The 19,791-nt window shown below is 71.3% G+C and carries 21 protein-coding genes; 11 read left to right on the top strand and 10 right to left on the bottom strand.

What is annotated here, in order from left to right:
• Positions 1–93: 93 nt before the first annotated feature.
• The 7 genes from OG885_RS10510 to OG885_RS10480 all read left to right on the top strand — a co-directional run bounded on the left by OG885_RS10510 (position 94) and on the right by OG885_RS10480 (position 5,801).
• Positions 94–360, top strand: a complete 267-nt coding sequence (locus OG885_RS10510) for a hypothetical protein (protein ID WP_329333084.1) — start codon at positions 94–96, stop codon at positions 358–360.
• Positions 357–725 carry a helix-turn-helix domain-containing protein gene (locus OG885_RS10505; protein ID WP_399951370.1) on the top strand — a complete coding sequence of 123 codons (369 nt, stop codon included), beginning with the start codon at positions 357–359 and terminating at the stop codon, positions 723–725. Before OG885_RS10510 ends, OG885_RS10505 begins: the two co-directional genes overlap by 4 nt.
• A 108-nt stretch (positions 726–833) precedes the next feature.
• Positions 834–1,343, top strand: coding sequence for a 2-oxo-4-hydroxy-4-carboxy-5-ureidoimidazoline decarboxylase (gene uraD / locus OG885_RS10500; protein WP_405729517.1), 510 nt, complete (start codon positions 834–836; stop codon positions 1,341–1,343).
• A 6-nt stretch (positions 1,344–1,349) separates the two neighbouring features.
• Positions 1,350–1,739, top strand: coding sequence for a hydroxyisourate hydrolase (gene uraH / locus OG885_RS10495; protein ID WP_329333079.1), 390 nt, complete (start codon positions 1,350–1,352; stop codon positions 1,737–1,739).
• A 5-nt stretch (positions 1,740–1,744) separates the two neighbouring features.
• Positions 1,745–2,668: a factor-independent urate hydroxylase gene (gene pucL / locus OG885_RS10490; protein WP_405729513.1), complete on the top strand. Its 924-nt coding sequence runs from the start codon at positions 1,745–1,747 to the stop codon at positions 2,666–2,668.
• Between the two features lie 123 nt (positions 2,669–2,791).
• Positions 2,792–4,171: an 8-oxoguanine deaminase gene (locus tag OG885_RS10485; protein WP_405729510.1), complete on the top strand. Its 1,380-nt coding sequence runs from the start codon at positions 2,792–2,794 to the stop codon at positions 4,169–4,171.
• Positions 4,172–4,415: 244 nt separating this feature from the next.
• Entirely contained in the window at positions 4,416–5,801 is a 1,386-nt protein-coding gene (locus OG885_RS10480; protein ID WP_405729507.1) for a nucleobase:cation symporter-2 family protein, read from the top strand.
• 8 nt (positions 5,802–5,809) lie between these two features.
• On the opposite strand, the gene OG885_RS10475 is transcribed toward OG885_RS10480, so the two are convergent.
• Together OG885_RS10475 and OG885_RS10470 are read right to left on the bottom strand one after the other, a co-directional pair.
• Complete coding sequence (locus OG885_RS10475; RefSeq protein ID WP_405729504.1) at positions 5,810–6,610, bottom strand: chitosanase; 801 nt, start codon at positions 6,608–6,610, stop codon at positions 5,810–5,812.
• A 93-nt stretch (positions 6,611–6,703) separates the two neighbouring features.
• Complete coding sequence (locus OG885_RS10470) at positions 6,704–7,504, bottom strand: helix-turn-helix domain-containing protein (protein WP_405729501.1); 801 nt, start codon at positions 7,502–7,504, stop codon at positions 6,704–6,706.
• A gap of 96 nt (positions 7,505–7,600) precedes the next feature.
• Here OG885_RS10470 and OG885_RS10465 point away from each other — a divergent pair, with 96 nt between their 5' ends.
• Entirely contained in the window at positions 7,601–8,455 is an 855-nt protein-coding gene (locus OG885_RS10465) for an SDR family oxidoreductase (RefSeq protein ID WP_405742678.1), read from the top strand.
• A 419-nt stretch (positions 8,456–8,874) separates the two neighbouring features.
• Here the strand turns inward: OG885_RS10465 and OG885_RS10460 are convergent, their stop codons facing one another.
• On the bottom strand, positions 8,875–10,323 hold the full coding sequence (locus tag OG885_RS10460; RefSeq protein ID WP_405729498.1) for an MFS transporter: 1,449 nt from the start codon (positions 10,321–10,323) through the stop codon (positions 8,875–8,877).
• Between the two features lie 82 nt (positions 10,324–10,405).
• On the opposite strand from OG885_RS10460, the gene OG885_RS10455 reads away from it, so the two are divergent.
• Entirely contained in the window at positions 10,406–10,807 is a 402-nt protein-coding gene (locus OG885_RS10455; RefSeq protein WP_405729496.1) for a winged helix-turn-helix transcriptional regulator, read from the top strand.
• Positions 10,808–10,826: 19 nt separating this feature from the next.
• Here the strand turns inward: OG885_RS10455 and OG885_RS10450 are convergent, their stop codons facing one another.
• From OG885_RS10450 to OG885_RS10435, 4 genes are read right to left on the bottom strand one after another with little or no spacing between them, the layout of a single operon-like run.
• Positions 10,827–11,249 carry an acyl-CoA thioesterase gene (locus OG885_RS10450; RefSeq protein ID WP_405729494.1) on the bottom strand — a complete coding sequence of 141 codons (423 nt, stop codon included), beginning with the start codon at positions 11,247–11,249 and terminating at the stop codon, positions 10,827–10,829.
• A 54-nt stretch (positions 11,250–11,303) separates the two neighbouring features.
• Positions 11,304–11,930 (bottom strand): hypothetical protein, encoded by a 627-nt coding sequence (locus OG885_RS10445; RefSeq protein WP_405729491.1) that lies wholly within the window; start codon positions 11,928–11,930, stop codon positions 11,304–11,306.
• A 49-nt stretch (positions 11,931–11,979) separates the two neighbouring features.
• A complete protein-coding gene (locus tag OG885_RS10440) occupies positions 11,980–12,579 on the bottom strand; it encodes a histidine phosphatase family protein (RefSeq protein WP_405729488.1) in 600 nt (199 codons plus the stop codon).
• A 44-nt stretch (positions 12,580–12,623) separates the two neighbouring features.
• Entirely contained in the window at positions 12,624–13,832 is a 1,209-nt protein-coding gene (locus tag OG885_RS10435) for a pyridoxal phosphate-dependent aminotransferase (RefSeq protein ID WP_405729485.1), read from the bottom strand.
• Between the two features lie 87 nt (positions 13,833–13,919).
• On the opposite strand from OG885_RS10435, the gene OG885_RS10430 reads away from it, so the two are divergent.
• Complete coding sequence (locus OG885_RS10430) at positions 13,920–14,546, top strand: winged helix-turn-helix transcriptional regulator (RefSeq protein WP_405729482.1); 627 nt, start codon at positions 13,920–13,922, stop codon at positions 14,544–14,546.
• A 44-nt stretch (positions 14,547–14,590) separates the two neighbouring features.
• Here the strand turns inward: OG885_RS10430 and OG885_RS10425 are convergent, their stop codons facing one another.
• Genes OG885_RS10425 through OG885_RS10415 form a run of 3 tightly spaced genes read right to left on the bottom strand, consistent with a single transcriptional unit; the run spans position 14,591 to position 18,235 of the window.
• The gene (locus tag OG885_RS10425) at positions 14,591–15,400 is read right to left on the bottom strand and encodes a hypothetical protein (protein ID WP_405742676.1); all 810 of its coding nucleotides are present in this window, start codon (positions 15,398–15,400) and stop codon (positions 14,591–14,593) included.
• A gap of 47 nt (positions 15,401–15,447) precedes the next feature.
• On the bottom strand, positions 15,448–16,713 hold the full coding sequence (locus OG885_RS10420) for a VWA domain-containing protein (protein ID WP_405729479.1): 1,266 nt from the start codon (positions 16,711–16,713) through the stop codon (positions 15,448–15,450).
• A 25-nt stretch (positions 16,714–16,738) separates the two neighbouring features.
• A complete protein-coding gene (locus tag OG885_RS10415) occupies positions 16,739–18,235 on the bottom strand; it encodes an IucA/IucC family protein (RefSeq protein WP_405729476.1) in 1,497 nt (498 codons plus the stop codon).
• 87 nt (positions 18,236–18,322) lie between these two features.
• Between OG885_RS10415 and OG885_RS10410 the strand changes: the two genes are divergently transcribed.
• A complete protein-coding gene (locus OG885_RS10410; RefSeq protein ID WP_405729473.1) occupies positions 18,323–19,783 on the top strand; it encodes an IucA/IucC family protein in 1,461 nt (486 codons plus the stop codon).
• The last annotated feature ends 8 nt before the right edge of the window (positions 19,784–19,791 follow it).

The following is a 19,791-nucleotide window of genomic DNA, read 5'->3' as shown; positions in this document are numbered from 1 at the left end:
AGTTCGTTTCTGCTTAATGGAAGATTGCCGTCGGGTCTCGTCGCTTGTCAAGAGGGCTCGGCGGAAGTCGACGCCGCGCGTTAGGTTGAGCGCGTGCGATTGAGAGTGGAGTTCACGACCGAGCCCTTCGACCTGGACGAGGCGCCCGCGCACGCGGTCGCGGCCCGTGAGGTCGTCGAGAGCGCCGAACTGGACGCGGTGGACGTCGGCCCGTTCGGCAACACCGTGGAAGGCGGTGCCGACGCCGTGCTCACCGCTGTCGACGCGCTGCTGCGCAGGTCCCTGGCGGCCGGCGCCACCCGGGTCTCGCTCCAGGTCAACGTGATCGGGGAGAACGTGGTCGGGGAGGGCGGGAAGTGACCGGCTCGGGGGACGAACCCTTCATCACGGCGGTGAAGCCGCTGGTCGACGCCATGGGCGGGGAGCTGGTCCCGCCCGACGAGGCCGGCCCCGACGACGTCGTGCTGGCCTGGGACGGCGCCGACGTGGTCGCCGTGCGCCTGCCACAGCTCGCGGACTCCCTCGATCACATCCTGGCCGCCATGGAGCGCAAACAGGGCAAGCCGCTGGCCGACCTGGACCGCAAGGCCAAGCAGGAGGTCGTGCGCATACTCGAGGCGCGTGGCGCCTTCTCCGTACGGCACGGCGTGGAGACCGTGGCGAGCGCCCTCGGCGTCAGCCGGTTCACGGTCTACAACTATCTGAACCGCGACAAGGGCCTGTAGCCCCCGCAGGGGCTTGTAACCCCGAATTTTCAACAAAGTGTTGACGTGGTGTTTCGAAGGGCGTTAGCTATCGGCAGCCCGTTCAGCAACATGGCCACGGAGGCTCCCGTGACTTCGACTTCCACGCCGCCGGGCCTGACCCGGTTCAACGCCCTGGAGGAGCACGCGGCCTTCGCCGCCCTCCACGAGGCGTGTGCCTCCACGGCATGGGCGCGGCGGCTGCTCGCCGCCCGCCCCTACTCCACCAGCGACGAGCTCTACGCCGTCAGCGACGCCGCGACGGCCGAGCTGACCGCCGAGGACCTCGCCGAGGCGATGGCCGGACACCCGCCCATCGGCCGCCCCAAGGAGGGCGACCCGACCTCCGCCCGTGAACAGCGCGGCATGGCCGGCGCGACGGAGGAGCTCAAGGCCGAGATGCTGGAGCTGAACCTCGCCTACCAGGAGAGGTTCGGCCATGTCTTCCTCATCTGCGCCACCGGCCGGACCGGCGAGCAGATGCGCGACGCGGTCAAGGAGCGGATCGGGAACGCGCCGGAGCAGGAGCGGGAGATCGTCCGCACCGAGCTGGGCAAGATCAACCGTATCCGGCTCGCCCGACTCGTCGAAGAGGACTGACGCAGCATGAGCACCAGCACCACCGCCTCGGTGTCCACCCACATCCTGGACACCAGCATCGGCCGCCCCGCCGAGGCAGTCGCCGTCCAGCTGTCCGCCCGCCCGGGCCCGGGCGCGGACTGGCAGGCGCTCGGCGGCAGCGCGACCGACGCGGACGGGCGGTGCAAGGACCTGCCGGCCCTGCCGGAGGGCACCACACACGTACGGCTCGACTTCGCCGTCGAACCGTACTTCGAGAAGAAGCAAGCCGATGCGCAGCAGGACGCCCCCGCGAATCGGGACAGCGGTGCGTTTTTTCCAGAGGTAGCGATCACCTTCGCCGTCAAGCCCGGCGAGCACTACCACGTACCGCTGCTGCTCAACCCGTTCGGCTACTCCGTTTACCGAGGGAGCTAGCAGACATGCCCACGATCCTGGGACAGAACCAGTACGGCAAGGCCGAGAACCGAGTCGTAAAGATCACGCGGGACGGCGCCACCCACCACATCAAGGACCTGAACGTGTCCGTCGCGCTGAGCGGCGACATGGACGAGGTCCACTACTCCGGCTCCAACGCCCATGTCCTGCCGACCGACACCACCAAGAACACGGTGTACGCGTTCGCCAAGGAGCACGGCATCGAGTCGGCCGAGCAGTTCGGCATCCACCTCGCCCGGCACTTCGTGACCTCGCAGGAGCCGATCAAGGTGGCCCGGATCCGGATCGAGGAGTACGCCTGGGAGCGCATCGCCGCCTCCGACGCGAACTCCCAGTTCATCGGCGCGGACGAGGTCAAGCACTCGTTCGTGCGCAAGGGCCAGGAGACCCGGGTCACCCAGATCACCTATGACGGCTCGTCATGGGAGGTCATCTCGGGTCTGAAGGACCTGGTCGTGATGAACTCGACGAACTCCGAGTTCTGGGGCTACGTCAAGGACAAGTACACGACGCTCCAGGAGGCGTACGACCGCATCCTGGCCACCCAGGTCTCGGCCCGCTGGCGGTTCAACTGGACCGACGACGAGCAGCGGATGCCCCACTGGGAGAAGTCCTACGAGCAGACCAGGAAGCACATGCTCCAGGCGTTCGCCGAGACCTACTCGCTCTCGCTCCAGCAGACCCTGTACCAAATGGGTTCGCGGATCATCAACAACCGCAGCGAGATCGACGAGGTCCGCTTCTCGCTCCCGAACAAGCACCACTTCCTGGTGGACCTGGAGCCGTTCGGGCTCAAGAACGACAACGAGGTGTACTTCGCCGCGGACCGGCCCTACGGCCTGATCGAGGCGACGATCCTGCGGGACGGCTGCGAGCCGAAGATCCCCGTGGACCTCACCAACCTGTAACAACGCACGTTTTTGCGGCACCCGCGGCCGGTGAGGTCTCCTGAGGTCTCCGAACCGGCCGCGGCACTCAAATCTTCCGGGGTCCTGCCGTGCCCTCTCCACCGAAGCGCAAAGGACGAAACCATGGCAGCAACAGCCCAGCGCATCGTCATCGAGAACTGTTCGATCGCGACGGTCGACGCCCAGGACACGGAGTACGCGAGCGGTCACGTCGTCATCGCCGGCAACCGCATCGAGTCGCTCGGCGCGGGCAGGGCCCCCGAGGGCCTGGAGAACGTCGTACGCCGCATCGACGCCACCGGACATCTCGTGACCCCCGGTCTGGTCAACACCCACCACCACTTCTACCAGTGGATCACCCGGGGTCTGGCCACCGATCACAACCTCTTCAACTGGCTCGTCGCGCTGTACCCGACCTGGGCGCGCATCGACGAGCAGATGACGTACTCGGCCGCGCAGGGCTCGCTGGGCATGATGGCCCGCGGCGGTGTCACCACCGCGATGGACCACCACTACGTCTTCCCGCAGGGCTCCGGCGACCTGTCCGGCTCGATCATCCGCGCCGCCCGCGAGATGGGCGTCCGCTTCACCCTCGCCCGTGGCTCCATGGACCGCAGCGAGAAGGACGGCGGCCTGCCCCCGGACTTCGCCGTCGAGACCCTCGAAGGCGCCCTCGCCGCGACCGAGGCGACCGTCAAGGAGCACCACGACTCCTCCTTCGACGCCATGACCCAGGTGGCCGTCGCCCCCTGCTCGCCCTTCTCCGTCTCCACCGAACTCCTGCGCCAGGGCGCCGAACTGGCCCGCCGTCTCGGCGTGCGGCTGCACACCCACGGCTCGGAGACCGTCGAGGAGGAGCAGTTCTGCAAGGAACTGTTCGGCATGGGCCCGACCGACTACTTCGAGTCCACCGGCTGGCTCGGCGAGGACGTGTGGATGGCGCACTGCGTCCATATGAACGACTCCGACATCGCCGCCTTCGCCCGCACGAAGACCGGTGTCGCCCACTGCCCGTCGTCCAACGCCCGCCTTGCCGCCGGTATCGCCCGCGTCCCCGACATGCTGGCCGCCGGTGTCCCGGTCGGCCTCGGTGTCGACGGCACCGCCTCCAACGAGTCCGGCGAACTCCACACCGAACTGCGCAACGCGCTCCTCATCAACCGCCTCGGCGCCCACCGCGAGGCCGCCCTCAACGCCCGCCAGGCGCTGCGCCTCGGCACCTACGGCGGGGCCCAGGTCCTCGGCCGCAGCGCCGAGATCGGCTCCCTGGAGGCCGGCAAGCTCGCCGACCTGGTGCTGTGGAAGCTGGACACCCTCGCCCACGCCTCCATCGCCGACCCGGTGACCGCGCTGGTCTTCGGTGCCGCGGCCCCGGTCACGGCGTCCTTCGTCAACGGCCGCCAGATCGTCGAGAACAACCGCCTGCTGCACGCCGACGAGGACGCGATCGCCCGCTCCACGCGCGAGCAGGCGCAGCGGCTGGCGCGGATCGCCGCGCAGTAACTCCGTATTCCTGTACGGCACTTGATCTCCGGCTGGGAGGGACGGCTCCCGGCCGGTAGCCGTGAACCCGAGCGGGGTTCATGGCGGCCGTCTCCGGGGCGTACGCCACACGTGTGCGCCCCGGAACGGTCACCGTGCATGTCCCCCCGTGCACCCCACCCGTCCTCCGGTCCCGCACGACCGTGCACCACCTCCAAGAAACCCACGTCAGAGCCGACGTGTTAGCTGACCCGGAGGAACCGCCGTGACCGCCCAACGAGCCGACGACACACACCCCGTCGACGAAAAACTCCCCGCAGTCAAAATGGCCACCACGGGCCTCCAACACGTGGCCGCCATGTATGCGGGAGTCGTCGCCCCGCCCCTGATAGTCGGGGCGGCCGTCGGCCTCTCCGGCACCGAACTCACCTTCCTGACCGGCGCCTGTCTGTTCACCGCGGGCCTCGCCACCTTCCTCCAGACGCTCGGCATCTGGAAGATCGGTGCCCGGCTCCCCTTCGTCAACGGCGTCACCTTCGCGGGCGTGGCCCCGATGACCGCGATCGTCGCCTCCACCGACGACAAGTCCGACGCGCTGCCCATCATATTCGGCGCGGTGATCGTCGCCGGACTCCTCGGTTTCCTCGCCGCCCCCTTCTTCAGCAAGGCGATCCGCTTCTTCCCGCCCGTCGTCACCGGGACGGTCATCACGCTCATCGGCGTGTCCCTGCTGCCCGTGGCCTTCGGCTGGGCGCAGGGCCCCAACCCCGCGGCGGACGACTACGGTTCGACCACCTACCTGGGCCTGGCGGGCGCGACACTCGTGATCGTGCTGCTGCTGCGCCGCTTCACCCGCGGGTTCGTCAAGCAGATCGCCGTGCTGCTCGGCCTGGTGATCGGCACCCTTCTCGCGATCCCCTTCGGCGTCACCGACTTCAGCCCGGTCGGGGCCGCGGACGTGATCGGCTTCCCGACGCCGTTCCACTTCGGCGCCCCGCAGTTCCAGGCCGCGGCCATCGTGTCCATGTGCGTGGTGATGGTGGTCTCGATGACCGAATCGACCGCCGACATGCTGGCGTTGGGCGAGATCGTCGAGCGCCCCGCCGATGAGCGGACCATCGCGGCGGGCCTGCGCGCCGACACCCTCGGCTCGGCGCTCAGCCCCTTCTTCAACGGCTTCATGTGCAGCGCCTTCGCCCAGAACATCGGCCTGGTCGCCATGACGCGGATCCGCAGCCGGTACGTCGTCGCCACCGGCGGCGCCTTCCTGGTGCTGATGGGCCTGTGCCCGATGGCCGCCTCGCTCATCGCGGTCGTACCGCGCCCGGTGCTCGGCGGAGCGGGCGTCGTCCTGTTCGGGTCGGTCGCGGCCAGCGGCATCCAGACCCTGGTCAGGGCCGGCCTGGACAAGGACAACAACGTCCTGATCGTCGCCGTCTCGCTGGCCGTCGGGATCATCCCGATCACCGCGCCGGAGTTCTACCACGCCTTCCCTGAGACGGCGAAGATCGTGCTCGACTCGGGGATCTCCACGGGCTGCGTGGCCGCGGTGGCGCTCAACCTGGTCTTCAACCACCTGGGCAGGCAGCGCGACGCGCAGGACGTGACGCACCCGATGGAGGCGGGCGAGGAGATCGCCGCAGCGCACTGAGGCTCGGCTTAGGCGATGGTGTAACTGTCCCCGTACACCTTCCACTTGAGCGGCGTGTCCAGGTCGAGATTGCCCTTCTTCAAGAAGACCCGCTGGGCGGTCTCGACCCGGCTCACGTCACTGTGAGCCGCCTCCTGCCGCATCGCCCACACCCGGGCGTCGAGGTAGGCGTGCAGATACGTCGTCTCGTCGCCGCCGGCGGCCGGGGTGTCGGCGTGCTTCAGGGCCCGCTTGCGGATGCCGCCGAAGCTGACGGCGTCCGTGCCGGGGCCGTGCATCACCATCGCGTCGTAGTAGACGAACTGGCCGAGCGTGCCGAGGCCGTCCTTCTTGGCGCGCGCCACGGCCGGGTCGAAGTAGACCCGGTCCCGCTCGTCCCGCTGGGCCTCGCGGAACGCGGCCGTCCTCGCCGCCTTCCGCCAGGCGGCGGGGAAACCCGGGTCGAGGCCCTCGTGGGAGTCGGTCCCGTCGACCGCGCGCAGGGCGGGCAGGTAGCCGGTGAGCGGATTGTCGGCATCCCGCTCCGTGTACAGCTCGACCAGCGCCAGCATGTCGCTCGTTCCCGAGCAGAAGCCGATGATCCCGGCCGTGTACCCGCGGCCGTCCCTGATGTCCTCGATGTACTTGTACTGCGCCTTCCAGTCGAGCGAGGAGTTCTCCGCGCTCGACACCAGCCGCATGGCGATGTCCTTCTTCCCCGGGGCGTCGAGCCCGGTGGCGGCAGCGGCCTCGGCGGACGGCCACCGGGTGCTCAGCACGGCCGTGCCGAAGGCGGCGAGCAGGGTGCGGCGAGCGGCTTTCGCGGACATCAGGGGCACGTCTTCATCTCCAAGGCAGGCGCTGTGAAGGGCAGTCGAGAGTCGCGCGCCAACTTGGGAAAGCCGTGAGGTGCCGTTAGCAGGTCACTGTGAGTCCGCGTCCCGCGTGCGGAGCCGGTCGAACGCCTGGCAGGGGCGGGCCTCGGGGAGGCGGCCGGTGAAGAAGGAACGCGGCGGAACGCCCATCAGGGTCCGGAAGTCGGTCGTCATGTGGGCCTGGTCGTAGTAGCCGGTGGTGGCGGCGAGATCGGCCCACCTCGCGGTCGGGGCCTGCGCCAGCACCGCGCGGACGCGGTCGATGCGGGCGTAGTGCTTGGGGGAGAGGCCGACGCCCTCCGCGAAGAGGTTCCGCAACTGCCTTTCACTGACGGCGAGTTCCCGGGCCACGTCCTTCACCTGCCCCGGTATCCGGCCGCCGCGGAACGACAGGGCGTCCACCGCGGCCCGCAGCAGCCCGCTCCGGGACTCCGGGAGCGGCGGCAGTGCGGCAGCCAGTCGGCCGAGCATGTCGTCGAGAGCCAAGTCGCCTATGCCGTACGACAGTTGCCGTGCCGCCCGTGCGGGCAGCTCCCGCAGGGGTACGACCCGACCGACCAGGTCGGCCGCCGCCACGCCCAGCAGCGGACGTGCCGTCCCCGGCGCCAGGTGCAGTTGCAGACAGGACGAGAGGCGTTCCCCCTCGGCCCGGTGGTAGGAGGCGCGGGTCTGTGGGCCGACGACCAGCACATCCCGCCGGCCGCCCTCCTCGACCCGCACGACCAGCTTCGTCGCGGTGTCGGGAGCGTGCGCGACGGACTTGCCGCCCGTCACCGTGCTGGTCTCGGCGATCCAGGGGCGCAGGGCGTCGGGAAGCGGCGGCAAGGGCTCGGCGGTCGTGGTCGTCACTCCTCCACCGTAAGCGGGCGCGGCGGCCGGGTGGGGCGCCCAACCGTGCCGGAATCTCCAAGAGTCGTCCTCGGCCCGTCCGGCAGCGTGGAGGCCATGATCCTGGTGACGGGTGCCACGGGCACCATCGGAAGCGAAGTCGTACGACAGCTCACGGCACGTGGTGAGAAGGTGCGGGCCCTGACCCGCGACCCCGGGCGGGCGGTGGTGCCCGACGGGGTGGAGGTGGTGCGCGGCGACTTCCTCGACCAGCCCTCCGTCGAGGCGGCGCTGGTGGGGGTGGACGCCGCGTTCCTCGTGGGGGTGCTCGGGCCGGAGGACGGCGGGCGGGACGCGCGGCTGATCGAGCTGACGCGGGCCGCGGGCGTGCGGCGGATCGTGAAGCTCTCCTCCATCGGCACCGGTGAGCCGGAGTTCGGCCCGTTCGGCACCTGGCATCTGCCCGGTGAACAGGCCCTGCGCGCGAGCGGGGTGGAGTGGACGATCCTGCGGCCCTCGTCCTTCGCCTCGAACACTCTCGGCTGGGCACAGGCGCTGCGGGCGGGGCAGCCCGTGCCCAACCTGACGGGGGAGGGGCGGCAGGGCGTCGTCGACCCGCGGGACGTGGCCGAGGCGGCGGTGGCGGCCCTGACCGGCCCCGGGCACGCGGGGCGGACGTACACCTTGACGGGGCCCGAGGCGATCAGCGTCCCCGACCAGGCCGCGGTGCTCGCCGAGGTGATCGGGCGCCCGGTGGAGACGGTCACTCCGTCGACGGAGCAGATACGGGAGCAGCTGGCCGCCTCCGGGTTGAGCGAGCCGGCGGTGGACGGGGTGCTCGGCGGGCTGGAGTTCGCGCGCGGGGGTGGCAACACCACCGTCACGGACGATGTGCGCGAGGCGCTGGGACGGCCCGCGCGGTCCTACCGGGAGTGGGCCGAGGACCACCGGCACGCGTTCGTCGAGGCGTGACGCGGGGGCGGCGGGCACGGGGGCCCGCCGCCGGCTCACACTGGGCCCGCGGTCGCGGGGCGCGGTGCCCGCTGTCGTCTCAGCTGGTCCGGGGTCGCGGGGTGGGGTGCCCGCTGTCGTCTCAGCTGGTTCGGGGTTGCGGGGTGGGGTGCCCGTTGTTGTCTGGCCTGGTTCGGGGTTGCGGGGTGGGGTGCCCGTTGTTGTCTGGCCTGGTTCGGGGTTGCGGGGTGGTGTGCCCGTTGTTGTCTGGCCTGGTTCGGGGTTGCGGGGTGGTGTGCCCGCTGTCGTCTCGTCTGGTCCGGGGTCGCGGGGCGGGGCGCCCGCCGTCGTCCCGTCTGGTCCGGGGGCGCGGGGCGGGGCGCCCGCCGTCGTCTCGCCTGGTCCGGGGGCGCAGGACGTCCCGGGTGGCCGTCGGCGTCTCACCTGCTCCGAGGCCGCAGGACCACCGTCGCCAGGGCCAGCGCGGCGAGCGCGATCCCGGCGCCCACCCGGAACGCCAGCTGGTAGCCCTCGGCGGTGGCCGCCACCAGCGTCGTGCCGCCGCCGTCGAGCAGCCCCTCCGTCCGGTTCGCCGCCAGGACCGAGAGCGCCGCGAGCCCGAGTGAACCTCCCACCACCTGCGTGGTGTTGAACAGCCCGGACGCCAGTCCCGCGTCCTCCTCCCGCGCTCCCGACATGGCCAGCCCGGTCAGCGCGGGCATCGCGGCGGCGAACCCGGCGGAGAGCAGAAGCAGCGGCGGGAGTACGTCGGTGACGTAGGAGCCGTCGGCTGGGGCGCGGCCCAGCAGCGCCATCCCGGCGACGATGAGGACGAGCCCGGCGAGCAGCACCCGGTAGGCGCCGAAGCGGCCGATCGTGCGGGCGGAGAGGCCGAGCATCAGCAGCCCGATCGCGATCGGCGCCGGGAGGAACGCGGTGCCGGTGAGCAACTCGCCGTAGCCTAGGACACGTTGGAGATAGAGCGCGCCGATGAACTGGAAGCCGTACATCGTGCCGATCATCAGGATCTGCACGGCGTTCGCGCCGCTCAGCAGCCGGGAGCGGAACAGGCGCAGCCGCAGCAGGGGGCGGGCGGCCCGGGCCTGGCGGAGGGTGAACGCCGTGAAGAGCGCGAGGGCGAGCGCCGCGAGGAGGAGGGTGTGGGTCAGGTCGCGGTCGCCGGCGCCGACGATGCCGTAGACCGTGAGCATCAGGGCGCCCGTGACCAGGGCCGAGCCGGGGTAGTCGGCGCCCTTGCCGAGCCCGGCCCCGGTGCCCGGCTCCAGCACCCGTACGGTGGCGAGCCACGCCACGATCCCGATCGGCAGGTTGATCAGGAAGATCCAGTGCCAGTTCAACGCCTCGGTGAGCGCCCCGCCGAGGAACGTGCCGAGCGCCCCGCCCGCCGCGCCGACCGCGCTGAACACCGCGATGGCACGGGCCTGTTCACGTGGCTCGGGGAAGAGTGCCACCAGCATGCCGAGCACGACCGCCGAGGTCATCGCCCCGCCCACGCCCTGGAGGGCACGCGCCGCGATCAGCACGCCCTGGCCGGTCGCTAGCCCGCACAGCACGGAGGCCGCGGTGAACACGGCGAGCCCCGCCGTGAACATCCGCTTGCGGCCCACGAGGTCGCCGAGCCGGCCGGCGAGCAGGAGCAGCCCGCCGAAGGGGATGAGATAGGCGTTGACGACCCAGGCCAGACCCGTCGCCGAGAAGCCCAGGTCGCTCTGTATGGCCGGCATGGCGACCGTGACGATGTTGCCGTCCAGGATCGTCATCAGCGTCCCCGCGCAGAGGACGACGAGAGACGCCCAGCGGGAGTATGTTCGGGGCGGTGTCGCGGCCGTCGCCTGCGCCTTCGCCTGTGACTCGATCGTGGTCGGCATGACCTTCGCTCTCCTTGGGTGCACGACTTGTAACTGAGTGCATCGTCAGTGACCATGAGGCGAGGCGTAAGGAGGCAGTTCGATGTCACAGAGGAACACCGGTGTAACCGTCGAGGCAGTGAACGCGCACGCGTGCCCGGTGCGGGAAGTTCTTGACAGGGTCTCCGGGAAATGGAGCGTCCAGATCCTGGTCGCCGCCGCTCAGGGGCCCATCCGCTTCACCGAGTTGGAGCGCGGCATCGAGGGCATCAGCCGTCGGATGCTCACCCTGACCCTGCGCAACCTGGAGCGCGACGGCCTGGTGACGCGCACCGTCCATCCCACGGTCCCGCCGAAGGTCGAGTACGAACTGACGCGGGCGGCCAGGGAGTTGCACGAGACCCTGCAACGCCTGACCGACTGGGCCGAGCGCAACAGGGTCTACATCGCGGAGTCGCGCGCGGCCTACGACACCGAGCACCGGCCGGAGCTGGTCGACGCGTAACCGGCGTCTCGCGGGCGGTTCACAGGCCGAACAGCGCCGGATCCGCCGCCAGTTCCTTGAAGTACCTCCGCGGATCCGCGACCAGCCTGCGCTCGGTGAGGTCCATCAGCCCGCCGACGGCCGTGATCTCGGCGGCCACGGTGCCGTCCTTCTTGCGGATGGTCTGCGCTATGCGGAAGGTCTTGCCCTCGCCCCACTCGAAGCCGCAGCTCACCTCCACCTCGTCGCCCGCCAGCAGCTCCCGCCGATAGCGGATCGTGGTCTCCAGCGCCACCGGCCCCACACCGCTGCCGATGAGCCCCGCCTGGGTGATCCCGGCGGCCCGCAGCAGCGACCAGCGGGCGTGCTCCGCGTAGTTGATGTAGACGCTCTGGTTCAGGTGGCCCTGGACATCCGTCTCGTACCCGCGGACTGTCACCGGAACGGCGAACGGCTCGGTCATCTCAATCCCCTCTCGTACCACGGAAGTTGATGGACCGATCCTGGCATGTGGCTGTTACACGCGTCTCGGCGAGGCCAGCAGATAGCGGGCTCGGGTGCGTGGCTCGGTGTACTCGCCGACCTGCCAGCCCGCCGCCTGGAGCGTGGCCGCGCAGGCCGTGAGCGCGGCGGCGTCCGGTTCGCGCACGGCGACCGCGTCGGGCTGCGGGGTCGCGCGCACCCGGTAGCCGTCTTCGGCATCGGCCTGAGCGGGAGGGTGCCCGGCCGCCTCCAGGGCCAGCGCGGCGGCCTGCACCAGATGCGCGCGCTCCCAGCCGCACGGCCGGTCCGTGGCCCCGTCCTGGTTCGTCATCCGGCGCAGCTCCAGCAACCCCTCCCACGCGCTGTGCACCTCCCGCACCCGGGCCGGGCCCGCGGCGGGCGGATCCTCCTCGCCGCCGATGCGCGCGGCGAAGACACCGGAGGGCGAGGGCGTCTTCGGCGCCGCCGTCACGGGCTCGGCCTCCCGCAGACGGTGCCCGGCCGGGGTGAGGAAGTGGTCGTGCGGCGGTCGCGGGTGCCGGAACGCCAGCCCGTGTCTGACCAGGGACGCGAGCTGTGCCTCGGTGCCCTTCAGCCGCCCGGTGACGGGATCGGCGGCGTCGATGACGCGGCGCTGCGCGGCGGTGGGTGGACGGGTCACGGCATTCCCCCTTCGGCTGACGACATCGCCGCTACGGCTGCTTCGCAGGCTACGACGGGGGTCTGACATTCCACCCGGAGATCACCGGCCGCCCGTGCTCCGTCCCCAGCCGGCACACCGTCCCCGTGGCCAACTGGAACAGCGCCCCCTGCGCCGCCGGCAGCCCCAGCCGCCGGGCCGTCAGCACTCGCAGGAAGTGCCCGTGCGCGACCAGCAGGACCACGCCCTCGGTGTTGGCGTGGGCCGCGTCGACCTTGGCCAGGACCCGGTCGGCCCGCTCGCCCACCTGCTCCGGGGTCTCCCCGGGGTGGTCCGGCGGGCCCGGCGCGACCCCGTCCGTGAACAGGAACCAGCCGGGCCGGGTGCGCTGGATCTCGACGGTGGTGATCCCCTCGTAGCCGCCGTAGTCCCACTCCCGCAGGTCGACATCGACCCGGGCGTCCGGCACTCCGATCAGTTCGGCGGTCTCCCGCGCGCGTTGCAGCGGGCTGACGAACGCGGCCCCGATCCGATGGGACCGGATCAGCGGCACCAGCCGCCGCGCCTCCGCACGCCCGTGCTCGGTCAGCGGGACGTCCGTGCTTCCGGTGTGCCGCCCGGAACGCGACCACTCGGTCTCACCGTGCCGGACCAGAAAGAGATCACCCATGGCTCAAGGCTAGGAGCCCGGGCCGTGGCGCGCCGCCGGTGACGCTACTGCCGGTAGCCGCTCAGGAAGCGTCCGATGCGGCCGATCGCCGCCTCCAGGTCGTCCGCGTAGGGGAGGGTGAGGATGCGGAAGTGGTCGGGGGCGGGCCAGTTGAAGCCGGTGCCCTGGACGACCTGGATCTTCTCGCGCAGGAGCAGGTCCAGGACGAACTTCTCGTCGTCGTGGATCTTGTAGACCTTGGGGTCGAGGCGCGGGAACGCGTACAGCGAGCCCTTCGGCTTCACACAGGAGACGCCGGGGATCTCGTTGAGCTTCTCCCAGGCCACGTTGCGCTGTTCGTGCAGCCTGCCGCCCGGCAGGGTCAGCTCGCGGATGGACTGGCGGCCGCCCAGCGCGGCCTGGATGGCGTACTGGGCCGGGGCGTTGGCGCACAGCCGCATGGAGGCCAGCATGGTCAGGCCCTCCAGGTAGTCCTTGGCGTGCTGCTTCGGGCCCGTGACGACCATCCAGCCCGAGCGGAAGCCGGCCACCCGGTACGTCTTCGACAGACCGCAGAACGTCAGGACGACCAGATCGGGGGCGAGCGCCGCGGCCGAGTGGTGCACGGCGTCGTCGTACAGGATCTGGTCGTAGATCTCGTCGGCGAGGACCATCAGTCCGTGCCGGCGGGCGAGGTCGAGGATGCCCTCGACGATCTCCTTGGAGTAGACGGCGCCGGTGGGGTTGTTCGGGTTGATGATCACGACGGCCTTGGTGCGGTCCGTGATCTTCGACTCCATGTCGGCCAGGTCCGGGTTCCAGTCGGCCTGTTCGTCGCAGATGTAGTGCACGGCCTTGCCGCCCGCCAGCGTGGTCACCGCCGTCCACAGCGGGAAGTCCGGGGCGGGGATGAGGATCTCGTCGCCGTCCTCGACCAGCGCCTGTACGGCCATCGAGATCAGCTCGGAGACGCCGTTGCCGAGGTAGACGTCGTCGACGTCGACCTCCAGGCCGAGCGTCTGGTAGCGCTGGGCGACGGCGCGGCGGGCGGAGAGGATGCCCTTGGAGTCCGTGTAGCCGTGGGCCTGCGGGAGCATCCGGATCATGTCCTGGACGATCTCCTCCGGCGCCTCGAAACCGAAGAGCGCCGGGTTGCCGGTGTTCAGGCGCAGCACGCTGTGGCCTGCCTCCTCGAGCGCGTTGGCGTGCTCGATGACCGGGCCGCGGATCTCGTAACAGACGTCGCTGAGCTTGCTGGACTGCCGGAACTCCATGCTCTGCTGCCTCTCCGGTTTCGTGTGTTGCTTGGTTTTACCAAGTGGCGGCTTGGAAAGTCCAATGACTTGTCTACACTGCGACGCATGCCATCTCGCCGAAGCTACGACCAGTACTGCTCCGCCGCCCGCGCGCTGGACACCGTCGGTGACCGCTGGACCCTGCTGATCGTCCGTGAGCTGCTGGCCGGCCCGCGCCGCTACACCGACCTGCACGCGGACCTGCCGGGCGTCAGCACGGACGTACTCGCCTCCCGGCTGAAGGACATGGAGCGGGACGGACTCGCGACCCGGCGCAGACTGCCTCCGCCCGGCGCCGCCAACGTCTACGAACTCACCGGCCGGGGAAGGGAGTTGCTGCCCGTCATCCAGGCGCTGGGCGCGTGGGGCGAGGCGGAGCTGGGGGAGCTGCGGCCCACCGACGCCGTACGCGCCCACTGGTTCGCGCTGCCGCTGCTGCGCGCGCTGGAGGGCGAGGGGCTCGTCGAAGTCCGGCTGGAGGAGGGGGACTTCCACCTGTACGTCGGCGCCGAGGACGGGCCGGTCCACGGCCACGGTCGCGCACCAGGCGAGCCCGACGCCCGGCTCTCCATGGACGTCGACACCTGTACGGCCATCGGGCGAGGGGAGTTGACGGTCGCCGACGCGGTGCGGGACGGCCGTATCGAGGTCGAGGGCGACGGGACGCTGGCCAAGGGGCTCAGGAACGCATGAGAAAGGGCCCGCTGCCTTTACGCAACGGGCCCTTTGACGTGGCGTCAGGCGCTCGGCGGCACCCGGGACGGCCGACCCGACCCACGCGTCAGCGAGTACCCGCCGACACCGGCGAGCGCGGCCAGCACGCCGCCCACCGCGGTCCACACCCAGCGGTCGGACCACCAGCCGCCGGCCCAGCCGTCCTCCGGCTCGATGCTGGACAGCACGGCCGACGTCGACGAGTCGTCCTCGGAGGCGTCGGTCTCCGTCTTCATCGAGATGCCCGGCACGAGCGGCTTCGCCAGCGAGCCGTCCACCGCCGCCGCGCCGCCGATGTCCTTGGAGTTCACCTCGACCGAGGCCTCGACCGGCTGGCCGAGGTCGGCGGTCGTGAGGTCGACGGCCGTCAGCCGGACGTAGTACGTGCCGGGCAGCGGGTCGTTGGCCCACGGCTCGGACCAGGCGCGGACGGTGCGCAGCACGCACGCCAGCTCCACGGACGTCGTGCCGGCGGCCGCGGTGCGTGTCTGCGCCCCGTACTGGCAGGCCTGGCGGCGCCGCAGACCGTCGTACACGTCGACCTGCCAGGTCTGCGCGGCATGCGTCCCGGGCAGCTTCACCGTCGCCTCGACGGTGGGGCGCTGTCCGGCGTCCGCCGGGAACGACCAGTACAGGAAGTCGCCGGTGGAGCCGCTCGCGGTGGCCTGCTGCCCCTGCTCGAACTCGGTCGCCGTGCGGAACGACGTACCGGCCGAGGTGGGCGCGTCACTGTCCGAGGAGGCCGACGGGGACGGCGAGGAGTCGGCCGCGGCGGGCGCCGCGGCGAGCCCCAGCATCAGCAGCGCCGCACCCAGCACTCGTGTGAACCGCATCAGTTGGTTCTCCACCGGCCGCATCAGTTGGTTCTCCACAGACCGCATCAGTTGGTCCTCCAGACCGCGAGGCGCCAGCGCGAGAGCCAGCCCCAGACGAGACCGGCGAGGAAGCCGGTGAGGATCAGCGCGCCCAGCAGCCACCAGCCGCGCCCGAGGCCGAACGAGGCCACGTCGCTCGACGCCGACGGGGCGTCCACGACGTCCACCGTCAGCTCCAGCGGCAGACCCGGCGTGGTCTTCACGCCGGAGGCCGGCGAGAAGGAGTTGGTGACCTGGAGACACACGGTCTCGGCGGCCGGATCGTCCTCGTCGCTGTCCGCCTTCGGGTAGCGCAGCCCCGTCGAGACCACGTCAGTACGGCCGTTGCCCGAGACCTCGCCGCGCACGATCTCACGGCCGTGCACGGTCACCGCCCGCAGCAGCACCCCGTAGGAGGGGGTGACGGCGCGGTCGGCCGCCACGCTCACCGAGGCGCGCAGTTCCTGGCCGGGCTCGACGTCCACCCGGTACCAGCGCTGTCGCCCGAACTCCTCGCGGTCGGTGAACAGACCCGACTTCAGCGTGGGCGCCTTCGCGCACTGCTCGGCTCCCTCGGTGGCCACCGGCGTCACCACCGGGTCGGCCGCCCGGTCCACCAACTGGTTGACCTTGTCGGAGAGTTCCTCGGTGTGCTCGACCGAGGTGTACGTACCGCCGGTCGCCTCGGCGATGCAGCTCAGCTGCTGCCGCATCTTGGTGTTCGGGACCAGGCCCAGGGTGTCGATGGTCAGACCGATGCCCTTGGCCGCGATCTCCCGGGCCACCTCGCACGGGTCGAGCGGGGCGCAGGTGTCCTCGCCGTCACTGATCAGCACGATCCGCTTCGAGGAGGCGCTGTCGGTGAAGTCGTCGGCGGCCTTCAGCAGCGCCGGGCCGATCGGCGTCCAGCCGGTGGGCGAGAGGGTCGCCACCTGCGTCTTGGCCTCGGTGCGGTCCAGCGTGCTGACCGGATAGAGCTGCGCGGTGTCCTTGCAGCCCGTCTTCTGGTTGTCGCCGGGATAGTTGGCGCCGAGGGTCCGGATGCCGAGCTGGACCTCCTCCGGGGTCGCGTCCAGCACCTCGTTGAAGGCCTGCTTCGCCGCCGCCATCCGGGTGCCGCCGTCGATGTCGGCCGTCCGCATGGAGCCGCTGACGTCGAGGACGAGGTCGACCTGGGGCGCGGTCCCGCCCGTGGGTTCACCGGCGACCGCCGCGACCGGGACGACGATCCCGGCCGTCAAGGCGGCGAGCAGGACGCACACTCCTGCCGCCAGCCGTTGTCTTGTGATCATCGGCGGATCCTATTGACCGGAGGTCTCACCCTCCAAAACGAAGCGGGTTCGGCAGCCCGGTCCACTGGTCCCCGGGCGTCCCCGGCGACAGCCGCATCAGCGTCAACGCCTTGGTGGGCAGCGGGTTTTCGCGGAGCGCCGCGAGATCGGGGGCGTCCGGAAGATCTCCTACGACGGTCTCCAGTGCCCCCCGCAGCGCCGCTCCCGAGCCCGCAGTGCCCGCCAGCGCCCCCGCCACCAACGCCCCGAACAGCTTGCGTCGCAGGGCGGTTTCGTCATCGGTGACGACCCGGCCGCTCAACTCCGGTACCGGGATGCGGTGCCGGGCCAGCCGGGCCGGGCTGACGCGGATGTCGGCGAGGTCGCGGTAGACGAGCCGCAGGGGCGCGCCCGTCGCGGACAGCACCACGAGGAGGTTCTGGCCGTGCGCCTCCAACGCCACCCCGAGATCCAGCAGGCGCAGCCCGACGGTCAGCGTCAGCCGGGTGAACTCCGCGAGCCAGGACGCGCTCGACGGCAGGTCGGTGGTGGCGAGGGCGGCCACCGGCACGACCCGCTCACCGCTCCCGGCGTACGTCTGCGGCGACTCGCGCAGTACGGCGGCCAGGTCGGGGGAGTCGGCGGTGACCGCGCCCAGCGTGCGGGTGAAGTGCAGCAGTCCGTCCGTGCGGGCCGCCAGCGACTCCGCGAAGGCCGACAGGGTCGCCGACATACCGATCGAGTAGACCGAGATGTCCCGCACCGACGACGTCAGCCGGGCGCTCAACGCGGTCTTCACATGCGGGCCTTCGCCGGTCAGGGCCAGCGTGCGCAGGGACATCAGCGGATGCGCGGCCGGACCCTCGTCGCCGACCCGTTTCAGCACATGGGCCGCCTGCCAGGGATGCACCGGGATCAACAGCCGTTCCCCGTCCCGCATCCCGTCCGGCCACCCGCCCGACACCAGACACTCGGCCGCCGCAACGGGGACCGTCCGCAGCCCGACGAGCGGCCGGTGCTCGGGCCCGTACGCCAACTGTTCCGCGACCGAGAAACCGGGCCGGGAACGGCAGTTGGGGTGGAACGGATGCCCGTCCACCACCCGCTGCTCCCACTCCCAGTCGGCCACCGGCCACTCCTTCGGGGGGACCGTCGGCTGCCCGGCCCGTGACAGGGCCAACGACGCCACGCTGTGGCCGAGTTCGGCCGCCAGATCGCTGCCGTGCGGCACCCCGAGGTCGGTCATGAGCCGCGCGGGATCGTCGTACGTCCTGCCGTCGAGCCGTACGTCGGTGACGTACGCGGCGGTCGCGTACGGGTCGGCCGGCGGACCGGCGAGCCGCCGTCCGTCCCGCAGGCGCAGGGTGCCGCCGTCCCGGTCGGTGATCCAGGGCAGCGGCTCGTACGCCAGCGCCCGCCACAGCCGGGTCAGTACGGCGGCTCGGGCGCCCGGCAGCTCGGCCGCGTACCGCGACACCAGGTCGGGGCGCGTCTCGGCCAGCTCCTCGGCGACCTCGGCCTCGGCGGTGGGGGAACGGTGCACGGGTGGGCTCCTCGGGTACGAATAGGTGGCATGGCGGGAGGCCGGCGACAGAGATACTGATCGTCTCCGCCCGCACGTAGAGAACGAGTGAAACGCGTGGACCTCACCTCCCCGGCCGCCGCCGACGCCTATGCTGCCGCGCCGCTGCTCAACTGCCTGCTGCGCGAGGTCGCCGTGGCGCTCCCGGGCTCCGGCGACGTGCGCACCCACAGGCTGCCGAGCGGCCGGCTGCTGCGGGTGCGCGGCGCGCGGCGGCCGGGGGAACCCGAGGTGAACACCGACGGCCACTGGCACCGCATCGGCCACACCGAACTCGTCAAGCTCGTCGCCGAGGAGCTGACCCTCCACACCGGTCTGTCCAACCACGACCTCCCCGCAGAGATGATCGACAGCCGGGACGCGGTCGCGGCGATCCTGACGGCACGCGCGCGTGCGACGCCGCCCACGGACCCGTATCTGCGCTCAGAGCAGTCCCTGCTCACCGGCCATCCCTACCACCCCGCCCCCAAGGCCCGCGGCGGCGGCCCGGTCGCCCGCTGGCTGCCCTACGCGCCCGAGGCCCACGCCCGTTTCCCGCTGACGCTGCTCGGCGTGCGCGAGGACGCGGTCGTCGAGGAGGGCGACACCTCGGCCCTCGACTCCCTCGGCGAGGCCCCGCCCGGCTACCGTCTGCTGCCCGCCCACCCCTGGCAGCTCGACCTCGTGGACCTCACGGACGCCTTCGCCGACGGACGGCTGATCCGACTCGGCACGAGCGCCTTCGACGTCTGGCCCACGGCCGCGATCCGCACGCTCTACGCCCCCGAGCGCGACCTGTTCCTGAAGTTCAGCCTGGACGTGCGCATCACCAACGACATCCGCCGCCTGTGGCGCCACGACCTGCGCGCACTCCGGCGGACCGACCGGGCGGCCGTCAAGGCGTTCGCCGACGGCCCCGCCGCCTGGCTCTCCGACCGCGGCTACCGCACCACCGACTTCGCCTTCGAGGAGCTCGCCGTCCTGGTCCGCGACGGCTTCCACGGCCATCTGCGCCCCGGCGCGACCCCACTGCTCGCCGCCGGGCTCGTGGAGGGCTTCGAGGGCGTCCCGTCCGGCGGTACGGCCTGGTGGGAGGCGTATCTGCGGGCCGTCGTACCGCCCGCCCTCGCGGCCTTCGCCGACCACGGCGTCGTACTCGAGGCCCACCTGCAGAACACGCTGGTCGCCGTGGACACCGACGGGATGCCCGTGCAGGCCCTGTTCCGGGACGCCGAGGGTGTGAAGCTGCTGACGGACGTGGAGCGGGCGGCCGGGTGGGAGCGGCTGGTGTACTGCCTGGTGGTGAACCATCTGTGCGAAGTCGCGGCCGCCCTCGCCGAACGCCGGCCCGGTCTGGACCCCTGGCCCGCCCTGCGCCGGGAACTCGCCCGTCACGACCTCCCCGAGATCACGGACCTGCTCACCTCGCCCACCCTCCCGGGCAAGACCAACCTGCTGCTGCGCTGGACGGGGGCGGACGGCGCGGACGCCCGCTACCTGCCGCTGCCCAACCCACTGGCCGCCACATGATCTGAATT

It is taken from the genome of Streptomyces sp. NBC_00028 (assembly GCF_045041065.1).
In the GTDB taxonomy this organism is placed as follows: Bacteria; Actinomycetota; Actinomycetes; order Streptomycetales; family Streptomycetaceae; genus Streptomyces.
The sequence above is the reverse complement of the archived record's forward strand: the minus strand, read 5'-3'. Positions and strand labels throughout refer to the sequence as shown.